Origin of the sequence: Nocardia sp. NPDC051900, from assembly GCF_044452545.1 — a bacterium.
GTDB lineage: Bacteria > Actinomycetota > Actinomycetes > Mycobacteriales > Mycobacteriaceae > Nocardia > Nocardia sichangensis.
Map to the genome: position 1 here is coordinate 35481 of NZ_JBITBU010000002.1, position 13349 is coordinate 48829.

Genomic DNA, 13349 nt, shown 5'->3' on the forward strand with positions numbered 1-13349 from the left:
GTCGAGACCTACAGAGGACCTAAGATGAAGCAGTCCGCAGCAGAAAGAAGAGGCCGATGCCAGCGAAGTACGAGCTAATCTCGGGCGATCTGCGTCGTCAGATCGAGTCTGGAGAGCTACGCCCCGGCGATCAGCTCCCCGGTGAAGCTGCACTCATCAATCGCTATCGCGTCAGCGTTCCGACAATTCGCCAGGCACTGGCCGTCCTTCGCACCGAAGGGCTGATAGAAGCCAGACATGGCATCGGCACATTCGTCAGAGCTCCACGCCTGAAGGTGATCCGTCGCAACGAGCGGCATCAGACCGAAAAGGCGCTCGTACACGCTGCCGATGAGGAGCGGAGGCGAAACGGCAGCGCCGAGACGGACACCGGGCACCTAACCGAGGAGTTCTCGTTCTCGGCCGAGTACCGAACGGGCACCGCGTCCGAGGCTGTAGCCGAGATCTTCGGCGTTTCGCCCGATACTGAGTTCCTTCAGCGGAGCTATCGGTCTCGGTTCGTCGACGAAGACGTACCGATCAGCATTGTCACGTCCTACATCAAGTTGGATGCAGTAGAGAGCAATCCCGCCCTACTCGACTCCAGCAACGAGCCTTGGCCGGGCGGCACGATGCATCAGCTATCCACAGTCGGCATCGAAGTGGACCGCGTTGTGGAAGACATCACGACTCGCCTTCCTTCACCAAGCGAGACCGAAGCGCTCGGGCTCCTTCCGGGTACAGCGGTGTTCATCATCCGCAAGACCTTGATCGACATCAACGGCCGCGTTGTCGAACTCAGCGATGTAGTCCTGCCCGGCGACCGGCATCGCCTCATCTACACAACCCAACTGGAACGGTGGACATGACCGACGCAACCCTGGCCCCGCAGACTTCCGAACCGCTCCAGTTCGTCACCGACCTGCTTGGAGACATCGGACGCCCTCAACCCGACTTGCGAACACTTACTGATCCACGCGAGGCCGCTCACCTCATTGCCGAAGAAGCCCGGTCGCGGATCACTGCCGTTCTCGACAAGTTCGGAGGAACGCCGGTCGTGCTGCTGAGCGGCGGCGTCGATTCCATCTACGTCGCAGCCGTGGCGGTCGCACTCGGCGCGAAACCGACAGCGGTCACGATCTTGACCGAAGGCCAATCAGACGAACAGAACGCAGCAGCCGCGGCCGCAGCCCTCGACCTAAGGCATGACCTCATCCGCCTGACATCACAGGAGGTCAGCCAACTGGCTCGTGACACTATGAGGCGACTCGGCACGTCGGAACTCTGGGAGGTAACCGCAGGCATCCCGATACTCGCCGCTCGTAGAAGCTTCGACAAGATCGCACAGCTGGGCGCGATCTTGAACGGTAGCGGCGCGGATGCAATCTTCGGTGGCGGCAAGCGACTCACCCATCCGTTGGCATCGCTCGATGCCAGGGACGAGCTTGACCGAATCATTCGAACGGAGTCAGCTGCGAACTTCAGATACGACCGGCTAGTCCCACACTTCTATCCAGCGCTGCTGGATGAGTACGCCGATCGGCTAGTTCATGTATTCCAGACCGTGCGGTGGTGGCAGATTGCCGAACGATTCGCGCCCCCAGCACTTTTCGGGTCGCACGACGGCATGAATGTTGACAAACTCGCCCTCCGCTTGGCGTGTGAAGAGCAGCTTCCATCAGGAGTGAAGCACCTTGCCTGGGCAGTGAAGTCGCCAATCCAGCGTTCATCCGGCCTGATGTCCGTCCTTGGGACTGCCGCCCGGTCGTACGCCGCCAACCTTCCAGGAGCGCGGACCTACTCAGACCCCATGACCGAGGATGCCGAAGCCGTCGCCACGCGCTTGTATCTCTCGATCCTGGAGAACAGCTAGCGGCACCGCTCCAAAATCTGAGCTAGCAGCTCTTGCTAGCAAGCGAGCATGGGATCTTGATATCATGCAACCATCACGCGAGTGATGCCGAGAGGTGGGACGCCGTTGCAGCGACGCCCCACCGGGTGGGTTAGCTAGCCCGCACTCGGCGGACCAAGACCAGAGCCCCGGCGATTACGGCAGCAACCAACAAGACGATGCCGTAGTCGACCGGGGTTTCTTGCTTTCTCCGGCGATGTTTTGCCATCCCCACCACCTCCTTCCTGGGCGCGGTGTGTGGACCAAGTCCACCGCCCCTCGGCTGGAGGTGTCTTCACCTTACGTGATCGAGCAGACAAAACCGTTGAATCCCAACAGGTTCCGGCACCTCGATTGTCGGCCCAGGGCGTGATCCATTACGGGCCACGATCTCGCCCATGTTGGGACGATCGGCGGGTCCGTTTTGGAGCGCGCCTCGCGTTGTGCGAGTTGTTGCCGAATTCCGCCATACAGCAACAAGAGCGCCCCGGCGGCGCTGCGCGCCGCCGCCGCGCTTCGACGCGCGGCGCACTCCCTGAACCGCGGTCGCGCGGCGCGTCGGCGCGTCGGCGGCACACCGGCCACCGGGGCAACACCTTGGTCCCCTCAGCCTCATCGGCTATCCGCTTTCGCGACGGGGTAGCACGGAGACTCAGGCCGTGCTCACCTTTTCATTCACCGAGCAGTGCTGGGCACGACACCAGCCGTACCCGACCTACCTCCGCGGTCGACCAGAAATCGTCCAGCCTGGACGGGGTGACTGGCCGTGGTCACCCACCGGAAGCTCCTGCCAATACCACAATTGCGCCGAAGAGGCCCGCCATGGCTAACCAGAAGTTAGCGTAGACATATGAGGCGCCCAGCACACCGAGACATATGAACTGGCCGAGGAAGAAGAACGGCCACGTGTACCTACCCGCGCGCGATAGGGCACCGAGCCCAAGAAGTCCTAGGGTGGCAGCCAGGCCGACGCCTGCATAAGCCAGATACCTGAGCAAGTCGCTGAACCGCTCGCGCTGCTCATCATCAAGGACCGTCGCAGTCCAGATTGTCATTGCGACATTTTTGCTGATTGCCGACATTCTGTGGCCTGAACAATGGAGCGACCTTCGGCCGCTTGGCCCTGGACTGTGGTGGCCTGCATTGTGATCCCGCGCCCCTCACACCTCAAGAGCGCCGATGGCGTCCCTACGGGATCAGCTGCGCTGACTCTTGACCTGCGAGCCTCTGCGCGTGACGGGCAGGCCCTTGTGGGGCAGGCGGGTAGCCAGCCCCCGTGATGCGCAACCCACCACAGACCAGGGCCACCCGGTGGTCCCGGATGACACGAAGGTGACACAAGCGCCCCGAACACCGGCATACGGACCCATACCGAATCCCGGTGATTCGATACGGCGACGCCCAACCGAATACCCCAAGAACCGCCCCTGACCTGCCTCCGGAGCAGAAGGCCGCAGGTTCGAATCCTGCCGAGGGCACAACGCGAAGGCCCCTTGACCAGCTGGTCAGGGGGCCTTTCTCATCGGCGGCCTAGGCCTCGGGGGCGAGGACCCGAGGTGTGACACTGCCGCCGCGATGTTCCGCGATAGAACGCTCGAGGTGTCGCGCGTTGAAGGGGTTGCCGAGAAGGTACGCGGTCTCCTTCAGCGCTTGGTATTCGCTCAGGGCGACTACCACGGCCGGTTCGCGTCGGGCACGGGTGATCACCACTTCTTCCAGATCCTCGGTGGCGCTGTCGAGAACCGAGGCGAGGTCCGCTCGCGCCTCGGTGTAATTCATCGACTTCATGCTCGTAAGGTGCGAGACCCTGTGCAGTTGGCGCCCGAAACTTTCGGATCACCGATAGGGCGTTCGCCGTCCCGCGACTCGGTGCCATCGACCACGCAGCAGCACTGTGCGGACAGCGGCCGCATCAGTGGGTGGCCTCGCGATGCCGAGGCTCCTACCATCGAGCCGTGCTGAGATCGTCGGCCGCTGTCGTCGTCGGCGCGGTTCTGGTCCTGACCGCCGCCTGCGCGCATTCGGGTGCCAGTGGACCCGATGATCCGCACCGCGTCCTGGACTACGCGGGCGCGCAACGCCACTACCTCATCCACCGTCCGGCGGGTTCACCGCAAGGCAGGCTCGCGGCGGTTCTGGTCTTCCACGGTGGTGGCGGTAGCGCCGGGTACATGGCGAACAAGAGCGGTTTCGATCGGCTGGCCGACGCCAATGGATTCATCGCGGTCTACCCCGAGGGGATCGACAGGTCATGGAACGACGGCCGGGGTGCCGACACACGCGCGGGCGCAGCGGGTGTCGATGATGTCGGGTTCGTCTCGGCGCTGATCGACCACCTGGTCGCCGCCGACGAAGTCGATCCGGCTCGGGTGTACGCCACCGGGATGTCCAACGGGGGCATGTTCACCCAGCACCTGGGGTGTCACCTGAGCGCCAAGCTGGCCGCGATCGCGCCGGTGGCTGGTCCACTTCCCGCCGCGGACGAGACGAACTGCGCACTCGCGCATCCACTTCCGGTGCTGGAGATCCATGGCACCGCCGATCCGATCGTCCCGTACGAAGGCGGTGTCGTGCGCGTGACGTCGGGCAATCACGGCGGCACGGGCACCAGCCCGGTCCTGTCGGTGGCGGCCACGCAACAGCTGTGGCGCGGGAAGAACGGCTGTCCACCGCCGAACGCCAGTGAGTTGCCCCCACGCGGCGACGACGGGACCTCAGTAAAGATCGAGACGGCGCTGTGCCCGGACGATGTCGGCGTCGTCCTCTACACGGTCACCAACGGTGGCCACACCTGGCCGGGCGGCGAGCAATATCTCCCCCAGGCGTTGGTCGGCGCGGTGAGCCGCCAATTCGATGCTTCGGAGATCATTTGGCAGTTCTTCGCCGCCCACTGACAATGGGTCGCGGGACACACCTGATTCGAATCGACAGGACGCTGGTACGGGCGCGGATGCCGAGAACTCCCGGTGGTCGACACCCGATCGCCCGTCTTTCCAGCACCGGGATTGCAGGAACTTCGAATGCTAGCCGCTGCAATGATTACGAGCCCCGGGCTTTGCCCGAGGCTCGTGGTCGGCTGCGGTGACTCCTACGGTCGATCGAACTCGCCGTCGGCCACGCCCGTGGTGAAGGTGTCCCACTGCTCGGGCGGGAAGATCAACGCCGGACCAGTCGGGTTCTTCGAGTCGCGGACGCCGACGGTGCCTCCAACCAAGTGGGCAACCTCCACGCAGTCGGCTCCACCCCCACTGTGGCTCGACTTGAACCACCGAGCACCCGCTAGATCAACGGTCACGGTCGAACTCCCTTGCCATCTCTCGCAATAGGTCTCTGCTCGGGCGGCTGTCGAGGCTCGCCTGCTGGAGAACGGTGAAAGCCTGGCGAAACCGCAGCACATCCGCCCGTCCTTCAAGGTACGCGCTACCGGTGTAGCTCTCGCAATAGATGACCGGCGGCTCGATCAATTTGCCTCGGACGTCGTTGCCGAAGTCCAGGATCGTGAAGGGTGGGAGAGCCATCCCGACTGGAATTCCGGCGTGGAATGGCAGAATTCGGAGCTCGATGTTGTCCAGAGTGCCGACGTCCGCTAGATGCCGCAACTGCGAAGCCATCACACACCGATCGCCGACGATGGTTCGCAGCACGGCCTCGTGGAGTACGAACCAAACCTTCGTCGGGTGGCGCGACCGGGTAAGCATGTGCTGCCGCTGAATCCGAAGTTGCACACGCCGCTCCAGTTCTTCGTCGGTGTCCTCGGCAAAATAGCGACGGTCGATGGCGCGAGCGTAAGCGCGGGTTTGCAGCAGGCCAGGTATAAGCAACGGCTGGAAGATCGCCAATTCCTTTGCGCCCGCTTCCAGCCCGACATATAGGTTGAACCAGGCCGGGATCAGGTCTCCGTAGGTGTGCCACCACGACTTCGCCGGAGTCTGCTCCGCGAGCCCCTCGGCAACGGCAGTCTTCCCCTCGCTCAGCCCGTAGACTTCGCAGAGCCCGGAAACGTCGCGGACCCTGACTTTCTCAGTCAATCCGCGCTCCAAGCGGCTCAGCGTCGATTTGTGCCATTCCATCAGCGACGCCGCTTGTTCCAGTGTCAGTCCGGCACCCTCTCGCGCCTCTTTCAGATATCGGCCGAGTTGCCTACGCGGCAGTGTGCTGCCCGTTTCCTCCGCCTGGCCGTCTGTCATGCACGCTCCCCTGTCGTTGCATTCCGAGGTTGCTGTCAGTTGCAATACGCGCCGATCGTAGGCGGCGTTGCACAACGCGATCTGGCGATTTGCGCGAGTTTGCCGACCTGATTTCGTTGCCGCGCCTGGATATCGGCTTCCCGCACATCCTCTGCCCCATGGCATCGCACCCCCGACTCAGCAAGGCTCAGTCCGCCGTGCTGGCGGCACTCGCGCCGGGCGGAATCCTGTCCGTGGACTCGCTGGTGAGAACGGCGAATGCGTCCGGAAGGCGAACTCGCCGCGCACTACTACGCCTCGAGGCGGCCGGCCTGGTCGTGCACACCGGAATGGCCGGCCGCAGTGGATACCAGATCACTGTCAGCGGTCGTCGGGTGCTCTCGAGCGATACCGCTGACTCCTCGCGTGGGAGGATGACCATTGCACAGCACGACATTTGGTGACCACACCGTCCTCTGGCGGATCGCGCGCGGGTCGCAGATCGCGATCGAGTCGCTCATCGACCATGCCGCTGGGGCCCCGGCCTACCGGATGAGGATGGACGGCTCGATAATCGACATCCCCAACGGCGACCCCGGCATGATCTACTTCGGCGAAGGAGAGGATCGCCCCGATCTGGCCCAGGTACGCGAGTGGTTCCCGAAACTCTTCGACATCTGGAACACGGTGAGAACTCAGTACTGGCAGGCCATAACCCCGAGATGATGATGACGAGTGGCACACCATCGAGAGGTCTACTCGACATTTGCCGCAGCCGTGTGCCACTCGTCTACGCAGGAGGGTGAATGGGATTGGATGGGAGTGGGGCGCGGCGAGGCCGGGTTGTGGTGGGCGGGCTCGTGGCCGTTGCCGTGGTGGTCGGGGGTGTGTTGTGGGCTGTGGTCGGTAGAGAGCGGCCGCCGTTCGATGTGGATGCGGTTCCGGGGAGTCAAGTCGTCTGGGTGAGTGCGGCGGCGGGGGCCGACCGGGGGACGTTGGAGCTGTGGCAGCGGGGGCGGTTCCGGCGGTGGGAGCGGACATTTGCTGTGCCCGCTTGGGTTGGTGCGGAGGGGATTTCGCGCGAGGCCAGAGAAGGGGCGGCATACACGCCGGAGGGCACCTTTCCGTTGACCGAAGGATTCGGCCGGGTGCCTGCCGTGGGCGCGAAACTCCCCTATCTTTCGGTGGATCCGTCCAATACCTGGTGGTGGGTGTCCGACACCGAAAGCCCGCTGTACAACCAGAAGTATCGGTGCGCCGAGGGTGAATGCCCGTTCGACACCGCCCTCAGCGAGAATCTCGGGCGAACCGAACCGCAGTACGACTATGCGCTGGTCATCGACTACAACCGCTTTCCGGTCGTGCCGGGGCGGGGCTCCGCGTTCTTCGTCCACGTCGATGTCGGCAGGCCGACAGCAGGGTGTGTCGCGGTCGGCGACGACGTCATGCGGACGCTGCTGGCCACCCTCGAACCGTCGCGGAAACCGGTTATCGACATACACGCGAGGTGAACGCCCGACCAGCAGGCCGTTGTCCGCTCGCCCGCGACGTTCCGGCACTCGGCCGAACAGAATGACATCCGCTCGCGTTCGCGCTGCGCGGCCAGCTGGGTGACTACCGCCTGCAGCGCAGCCCACCGACAGTCGTGGCATGACACGTGAACGCGTACCGCCAATGCCGCCGTCATATAAAGAAAAGGCCCCCGTAGTCGGGAGCCCTTCTCGGATGGTTGGGTGCCGTGTGCGGCGCGACGTTTACGGCAGGGGTTCGGTGGGTTTGTCGGTGGATGTGAGGACGCCCGCGTTGGTGAGGTAGGTGAAGGCGGGGGCCGTGAAGCCGGGCTGGAGGAAGTAGAAGTGCGCCTTGGTGACGGCGCCGTTCTCGGCGGCGTCGCAGAGAGCGTGCAGGGCGGTGGGGTCGACGGTGAGGGCGGTGAGTTTGCCCGCCTCGTAATCCATCTCCACCCACTTCGCGTGAATGGCGGCGCTCATGACGCTGCCGGTGAAGTCCTCCCGGTCGGAGGCGGCGCTGAGGCCGAGTTCGAGGCCGTCGTCCAGGTCGGTCGGCGTGTGCTGCCAGCGGCCGAACTCCCACCAGCGCACGAAGCTGACCGGGCCCTGGACGCCGCCGGGCAGCTTCGTGGTCGGTTCCACGGACCGCACCCAGGCGGGCGCCGCGGCCAGCGGATCGTAGGAGGTTCCGGTGACCTCGTTGTCCTCGTCCCTCCCGAATAGCAGCGCGCGGTCACCGGCATATCTGACCAGCGAGAACCAATTGCCCTCACCGTCGTCGTTGATCAGCCGGCCGCCTTCCACTCTGGCCGTCTGCCCGATCTCCTGTCCGCTCGCGGCCCGATCGGTGTGCGTTGCGCAGGTGATCACGTCCAAGACGGTCACGCGCGCCCACAGCACCTCGGGATGCGGCAACTGAAATCCCATGCCGGGCAACGTATCACCGGCCCCTTACGGCGACAACCGGGCCGGCAATCGACGGGACAACCCATTCGGGCCGCGGTGCGCTGGACAGCAAACCTGGTTGGCAGCGATCACGCAGATGTGGACAGGGCAGGCAAATTCACGGCAATGAGTCCGGCTCGGGTCGCGCGACATTCCCGCGTGACGATCGAGCCGATTCCGGTCCGGATTGTCCGGTATCCCGCGGACGCAGCGCATAGGCGGGAACCAACTGGTCGCGCACCTGCAGATCCGGACGTCCGTCGGCGAACTGGATGCTGTAGTTCACCCGGCCCATCCAATCGCCGTCGACGGTGGGCAACCAGTGCGTCAGGGTTCCGGGTCGCTCGCCGCGCATGATGACCCCGGCGCCGTTCACATGGCGCGGCGTCCCTGGATCGCGGACCAGGATCGCGTCCAGCCGCACCCAGACCGGGCGCGGCGGGTAGGTCAGCGTCCGGTAGTAGTGGCCGGTCCGGTTCGGGTAGACCAGCTCGGGTTCCGTCCCTTCGGTTCGCGGCGTTTCATCGCTTATCGAACCCATGTTCGAATGTTAGCCGGACATATGCGGCAAGCACCAGGCAACCCCGGCCCGAATCGGGCGGCATGACGACGGCCACAGTGCCATCAGCGCTCGGCTTCTAGTATGTTCGTTCTAGAACGATCATATTAGAAGGAGAGCGACATGTCGGCGAAGTTCGAGGTGGTCAAGGGTTTCTACGCCGCGACGCAGACCGGTGACGGACCGGCGATCCTGGCGCTGCTGCATCCGGAGTTCGAAGCGCGAACCGCACCGGGCATGCCGTGCGGCGCGGGCGGCGCCTTCCACGGGCCGATCGCGGCGATGACGGGTATCTGGGGTCCGGTCGCGCGAGATTTCGACACCGCGCCGTACGACGAGACGTGGCAGGAGACAACCGACGGCACCGTCGTGGTGACCGGGCATTATCGCGGCGCGGCGCGCGCCACCGGCCGCGAGTACGAAGCGGAGTTCGTGCACCTGTGGCAGGTCGACGACGACGGGCGCATCACGCGCCTGCATCAGTACACCGACACCGCACGCTGGCGCGCCGCATTGGACGCCTGACGCCGCGAGTGCCGACCTCGCGCAAGAACCCGGATCACGGGCCGATTGCTATTCCGCCGACATCCGCGCCGACAGCCCGGACGCAACGCCTGCGCCGGATCGCATCAAGAGCCGATCACCTTCCCGCCGACACCACACTCCCCGAACGCGACACCAGCGCCAGACCACACCAGAAGCCGACCACCCTCCCGCCGACACCCACACAGCGCGCAGACGACACCAGCGCCGGACCGGATCGTGAGCCGAGCGCCGCCTGGCCGCTCCACACCTGACCGAACGATCCGGTCTGGTTTGGTTTCCGGTCACCCGGGCACGCCCTTGCCGTAGCGATGCAGGCACCGGGGGCAGACCGGAGGACGACATGGCTAATCCACCGGGCGGGCAACCGCCGGATGACCGACCGCCGCAGCCGCAACAGCCGCCCCCTGGCTCCCCGCCGCCCGAACCTGAGCAACCCCTTCCGCCGCCGGAGCCGGTGCAACCCTCCCCGCCACCCGGTCCGGGGCAACCGCCTTCACCGCCGGGTCCGGGGCAACCGCCTTCACCGCCCGGTCCCGGGCAACCCCCTTCACCACCCGGTCCGGGGCAACCACCTTCACCGCCCGAACCCGGGCGTCCCTTTCCACCACCCGGACCGGCACAACCCTTCCCACCACCCGGTCCCGGACAACCCTTCCCACCGCCCGGACCGGGTTATCCACCGCCCGGGCCCGGTTATCCACCACCCGGCTACGCGCCCGGCGGATACCCACCACAGCCCAGAAAGAGCCACACCGGCCTGATCGCCGGCTTGGTGGTGATAGTCGTGCTGGTGATCGCCGGCGCGCTGATCGCCGGGATCTTCTTGACCACGCAGGGCAAAGGTCCGCTCGCCTCGGACGAGAAGAAGATCGAGCTCGCGATCCGCGACTTCTACGAGACTCTCGACAGGCGCGGCTTCCGCGCGGCGGCCGAACAGGCGTGCGCCCGCGAACGCGCCGCGTTCGAGGCGATGACCGAGAGCGAGAAGAAGGAATTCGACAGCACCTCGGTTTCGGTCACCATCGATAGGATCGATGACATCGTCGTCACCGCGGACACCGCGACCGCGAAGGTCACCGGCAAACTCACCGTCGCGGTGCCGGGCGAGCAGCCCGATACCGAAACCAGCACGACCGAGCATCTGAAGAAAGAGGACGGCAAGTGGAAGGTCTGCTCCCCGGAGGGCACGCGCTGATCGCATGCACCCACGCGTGAGTTGCTGCGGCCCCAGCCGCAGGACCGTCCTCGGCGCGCTCGGCCTCGCCGCTCTGCTCCCTCTTGCCGGTCGACCGAAATCGGTTCACGCTCAACCGAATACGACCATCGCGACGGATTTGGAAGTGGTGACGATCACCGACACATCGGTGATCCTCACCTGGACCACGCTCGCGCCCGACCCGGGCGGCCGGCTGCTGCCCGTCGACACCGACAGCCAGGTGCGGATCGGTCCCGCCGACTCGCCGCGCGCCCCGGCCCAGGTCTTCGCCGACGACCACCCGACCCCTTTCCACTACGCCGAGATAGCGGGACTCGAGCCGGGCCGCGCCTACCGCTTCGAAGCCTGGTCCGCGGGCCTGCGCGCCACACCGGCGCTTTCGCTCACCACCGCCGACCCGGCCGCGCCGGAAGCGCGCGGCGAGTTCACCACCCTGGTCCCGCCGCCCGGCCGCAGGTTGCGCACGCTGGCACTGTCCAACGACGTGCACTACGGCGAGCAAGTCAGCGGGCTGATCGCGGGCGACCTGCCACCGGGCTTCCGGCAGGGCCCCGGCCTCGCGCCCTACCCCGAAGTGATGCTGACCGCGATGCTGGACGACTTGCGCCGTCCCGACCGCGCAGCCGAATTCCTGCTGCTCGCGGGCGACCTGACCGCCGAAGCCTCCGAGCAGGACACCCGCACGATCCGGACCCGCCTCGATTCCTGGGGCACGCTCGGCCACGACTACCTGGCCGTGCGCGGCAACCACGACCGGCCGCACGTCGGCGGCGAATACGCCGGTTGCGCCCCCGCGCCCGCCGACCACCGCGACTGCTGGGCCGATGTCTTCTCCGCACGACAGGAAATGGTCGAACACGAGGTCGGCGGTCTGCGGGTGCTGGGATTGGACACCAGCCGACTCGACGGCGCGGGCGGCTCCATCGAGCGCCCGCAGTTCGATCACCTCGCCGAACGCCTGCGCGCCGATCCGGACCGGCCGACGCTGGTATTCGGCCATCACCCGGTCACGACGGAGTCCGGACTGACCAACCTCGCCGGGCCCGGCTTCGTGCTCGACGGACGCGACAGCGCCGAGTTGCAGGCGCTCTACACCCGCAGCCCCGGCGTCTTCCTGCAACACAGCGGCCACACCCATCGCAATCGCCGCACCAGGCCGGACGCGCCGTGCGCGGTGGAGTTCCTGGAGGTCGCCGCGGTCAAGGAGTACCCGGGCGGCTACAGCCTGCTGCGCCTCTACGAGGGCGGGTACATGGTCAATTTCTACAAGACCCGCACCGAGGACGCCCGGCGCTGGAGCGCGCTCACCCGCGGCGAGTACTTCGGACTACAGCCGGACTACACGCTCGGCACCTGCGCGGACCGCAATCACATTGCACTGCGCGACTTTTCGGGGCTGACGTAGCGTCAGCGAGAAATCCCCAGATCTGCCAGGGTTCCCGCATGTCGGACGCGGTATCTTCCTTAGGTAAGGCTCAACATATGCACGGGTAACGCGGTCGGAAGGACGAGGATGAAGCCGGTCAGATGGAAGACGATTGCCGCTGGATTGGTCCTCACCATGACGGCCATCGGCGGCACGGCTTGCTCGAATTCCTCCGACAACGCGAACGAGATCACCGTCTACAACGCGCAGCACGAATCGCTCACCAAAGAGTGGGCCGACGAGTTCACCAAGGAAACCGGCATCAAGGTGACATTGCGCCAGGGCGGCGACACGGCGCTGGGCAACCAGCTGGTCGCCGAGGGCGCTGCCTCGCCCGCCGACGTCTTCCTCACCGAGAACTCCCCCGCCATGGCGCTGGTGGAGAACGCGGGCCTGTTCGCCGACGTGGACGCCAAGACCCTGGAGCAGGTGCCCGCGCAGTTCCGCCCGTCCACCGGCAAGTGGACCGGCGTCGCCGCGCGGTCGACGGTGTTCGTCTACAACAAGAACAAGGTCCAGCCCGGTCAGCTGCCCGCCTCGCTGTTGGATCTGGCGCAACCGCAGTGGAAGGGCCGCTGGGGCGCGGGCGTCTCCGGCGCCGACTTCCAGGCCATAGTGGCGGCCCTGCTCGCGCTGAAGGGTGAGGACGTCACCCGCGCCTGGTTGAAGGGCATGAAGGAGAACGCGACACCGTTCCCGAACAATGTCGCCACCATGAAGGCGGTCAACTCCGGCAGCCCGGACGGCGGCGTCATCTACCACTACTACTGGTACCGCGACCAGGCGAACACGAAGGAGAGCAGCGCCGACACCGCCTTGCACTACTTCAAGAACCAGGACCCGGGAGCCTTCGTCAGCGTCTCCGGCGGCGGCGTGCTGAAGGCGAGCAAGAAGCAGGAGGCGGCACAGAAGTTCCTGGCGTTCATCGTCGGCAAGACCGGACAAGAGGTGCTGCGCGACGGCACGTCGCTGGAGTACCCGGTCGCCGCCGGCGTGGCCGCGAACCCGGCGCTGCCGCCGCTGGCCGATCTGCAGGCCCCCGCGGTCGATCCGTCCAAGCTGGACTCGAAGAAGGTCACGCAGCTGATGACCGAAGCGGGTCTGCTGTAG

15 protein-coding genes are annotated in these 13349 nt (G+C 65.7%); 9 read left to right on the plus strand and 6 right to left on the minus strand.

Annotated elements, in window-relative coordinates; all coding sequences use genetic code 11:
- Nucleotides 1-56 precede the first annotated feature (56 nt).
- Nucleotides 57-848 (plus strand): GntR family transcriptional regulator, encoded by a 792-nt coding sequence (locus ACIA5H_RS02840; protein ID WP_397073489.1) that lies wholly within the window; start codon nucleotides 57-59, stop codon nucleotides 846-848.
- Nucleotides 845-1852 carry an asparagine synthase-related protein gene (locus ACIA5H_RS02845; RefSeq protein ID WP_397073491.1) on the plus strand — a complete coding sequence of 336 codons (1008 nt, stop codon included), beginning with the start codon at nucleotides 845-847 and terminating at the stop codon, nucleotides 1850-1852. Before ACIA5H_RS02840 ends, ACIA5H_RS02845 begins: the two co-directional genes overlap by 4 nt.
- A 788-nt stretch (nucleotides 1853-2640) precedes the next feature.
- Here the strand turns inward: ACIA5H_RS02845 and ACIA5H_RS02850 are convergent.
- Together ACIA5H_RS02850 and ACIA5H_RS02855 are read right to left on the minus strand one after the other, a co-directional pair.
- Nucleotides 2641-2925, minus strand: coding sequence for a hypothetical protein (locus ACIA5H_RS02850; protein ID WP_397073493.1), 285 nt, complete (start codon nucleotides 2923-2925; stop codon nucleotides 2641-2643).
- Nucleotides 2926-3400: 475 nt separating this feature from the next.
- Nucleotides 3401-3658: a type II toxin-antitoxin system Phd/YefM family antitoxin gene (locus ACIA5H_RS02855; protein WP_397073495.1), complete on the minus strand. Its 258-nt coding sequence runs from the start codon at nucleotides 3656-3658 to the stop codon at nucleotides 3401-3403.
- Between the two features lie 167 nt (nucleotides 3659-3825).
- Here ACIA5H_RS02855 and ACIA5H_RS02860 point away from each other — a divergent pair, with 167 nt between their 5' ends.
- Nucleotides 3826-4764, plus strand: coding sequence for an alpha/beta hydrolase family esterase (locus ACIA5H_RS02860; RefSeq protein ID WP_397073497.1), 939 nt, complete (start codon nucleotides 3826-3828; stop codon nucleotides 4762-4764).
- A gap of 194 nt (nucleotides 4765-4958) precedes the next feature.
- Here the strand turns inward: ACIA5H_RS02860 and ACIA5H_RS02865 are convergent, their stop codons facing one another.
- Nucleotides 4959-5267: a DUF397 domain-containing protein gene (locus ACIA5H_RS02865; protein ID WP_397073499.1), complete on the minus strand. Its 309-nt coding sequence runs from the start codon at nucleotides 5265-5267 to the stop codon at nucleotides 4959-4961.
- Complete coding sequence (locus ACIA5H_RS02870; protein WP_397073501.1) at nucleotides 5155-6057, minus strand: helix-turn-helix domain-containing protein; 903 nt, start codon at nucleotides 6055-6057, stop codon at nucleotides 5155-5157. The genes ACIA5H_RS02865 and ACIA5H_RS02870 overlap by 113 nt, the downstream gene beginning before the upstream one ends.
- Before the next feature lie 420 nt (nucleotides 6058-6477).
- Here ACIA5H_RS02870 and ACIA5H_RS02875 point away from each other — a divergent pair, with 420 nt between their 5' ends.
- Entirely contained in the window at nucleotides 6478-6762 is a 285-nt protein-coding gene (locus ACIA5H_RS02875) for a hypothetical protein (protein WP_397073502.1), read from the plus strand.
- Nucleotides 6763-6842: 80 nt separating this feature from the next.
- Nucleotides 6843-7547, plus strand: a complete 705-nt coding sequence (locus ACIA5H_RS02880; RefSeq protein WP_397073504.1) for a L,D-transpeptidase — start codon at nucleotides 6843-6845, stop codon at nucleotides 7545-7547.
- A 243-nt stretch (nucleotides 7548-7790) separates the two neighbouring features.
- Here the strand turns inward: ACIA5H_RS02880 and ACIA5H_RS02885 are convergent, their stop codons facing one another.
- Nucleotides 7791-8474, minus strand: a complete 684-nt coding sequence (locus ACIA5H_RS02885) for a hypothetical protein (protein WP_356969416.1) — start codon at nucleotides 8472-8474, stop codon at nucleotides 7791-7793.
- Nucleotides 8475-8610: 136 nt separating this feature from the next.
- Entirely contained in the window at nucleotides 8611-9033 is a 423-nt protein-coding gene (locus ACIA5H_RS02890; RefSeq protein WP_356969414.1) for a hypothetical protein, read from the minus strand.
- A 141-nt stretch (nucleotides 9034-9174) separates the two neighbouring features.
- On the opposite strand from ACIA5H_RS02890, the gene ACIA5H_RS02895 reads away from it, so the two are divergent.
- The 4 genes from ACIA5H_RS02895 (at nucleotide 9175) to ACIA5H_RS02910 (ending at nucleotide 13349) form a co-directional block, all read left to right on the plus strand.
- Entirely contained in the window at nucleotides 9175-9576 is a 402-nt protein-coding gene (locus tag ACIA5H_RS02895; RefSeq protein WP_379252157.1) for a nuclear transport factor 2 family protein, read from the plus strand.
- A gap of 805 nt (nucleotides 9577-10381) precedes the next feature.
- On the plus strand, nucleotides 10382-10792 hold the full coding sequence (locus ACIA5H_RS02900) for a hypothetical protein (protein ID WP_397073507.1): 411 nt from the start codon (nucleotides 10382-10384) through the stop codon (nucleotides 10790-10792).
- Between the two features lie 148 nt (nucleotides 10793-10940).
- On the plus strand, nucleotides 10941-12218 hold the full coding sequence (locus tag ACIA5H_RS02905) for a metallophosphoesterase (RefSeq protein ID WP_397073509.1): 1278 nt from the start codon (nucleotides 10941-10943) through the stop codon (nucleotides 12216-12218).
- Nucleotides 12219-12326: 108 nt separating this feature from the next.
- Entirely contained in the window at nucleotides 12327-13349 is a 1023-nt protein-coding gene (locus ACIA5H_RS02910; RefSeq protein ID WP_355073667.1) for an iron ABC transporter substrate-binding protein, read from the plus strand.

What these genes read in the sequence shown, in the direction of transcription:
- ACIA5H_RS02895 (WP_379252157.1), top strand. Translation starts at nt 9,175, where the DNA reads ATGTCGGCGAAGTTCGAGGTGGTCAAGGGTTTCTACGCCGCGACGCAG.
- ACIA5H_RS02865 (WP_397073499.1), bottom strand. Translation starts at nt 5,267, where the DNA reads ATGTGCTGCGGTTTCGCCAGGCTTTCACCGTTCTCCAGCAGGCGAGCC.
- ACIA5H_RS02880 (WP_397073504.1), top strand. Translation starts at nt 6,843, where the DNA reads ATGGGATTGGATGGGAGTGGGGCGCGGCGAGGCCGGGTTGTGGTGGGC.
- ACIA5H_RS02840 (WP_397073489.1), top strand. Translation starts at nt 57, where the DNA reads ATGCCAGCGAAGTACGAGCTAATCTCGGGCGATCTGCGTCGTCAGATC.
- ACIA5H_RS02850 (WP_397073493.1), bottom strand. Translation starts at nt 2,925, where the DNA reads ATGACAATCTGGACTGCGACGGTCCTTGATGATGAGCAGCGCGAGCGG.
- ACIA5H_RS02885 (WP_356969416.1), bottom strand. Translation starts at nt 8,474, where the DNA reads ATGGGATTTCAGTTGCCGCATCCCGAGGTGCTGTGGGCGCGCGTGACC.
- ACIA5H_RS02870 (WP_397073501.1), bottom strand. Translation starts at nt 6,057, where the DNA reads ATGACAGACGGCCAGGCGGAGGAAACGGGCAGCACACTGCCGCGTAGG.
- ACIA5H_RS02890 (WP_356969414.1), bottom strand. Translation starts at nt 9,033, where the DNA reads ATGGGTTCGATAAGCGATGAAACGCCGCGAACCGAAGGGACGGAACCC.
- ACIA5H_RS02855 (WP_397073495.1), bottom strand. Translation starts at nt 3,658, where the DNA reads ATGAAGTCGATGAATTACACCGAGGCGCGAGCGGACCTCGCCTCGGTT.
- ACIA5H_RS02845 (WP_397073491.1), top strand. Translation starts at nt 845, where the DNA reads ATGACCGACGCAACCCTGGCCCCGCAGACTTCCGAACCGCTCCAGTTC.
- ACIA5H_RS02910 (WP_355073667.1), top strand. Translation starts at nt 12,327, where the DNA reads ATGAAGCCGGTCAGATGGAAGACGATTGCCGCTGGATTGGTCCTCACC.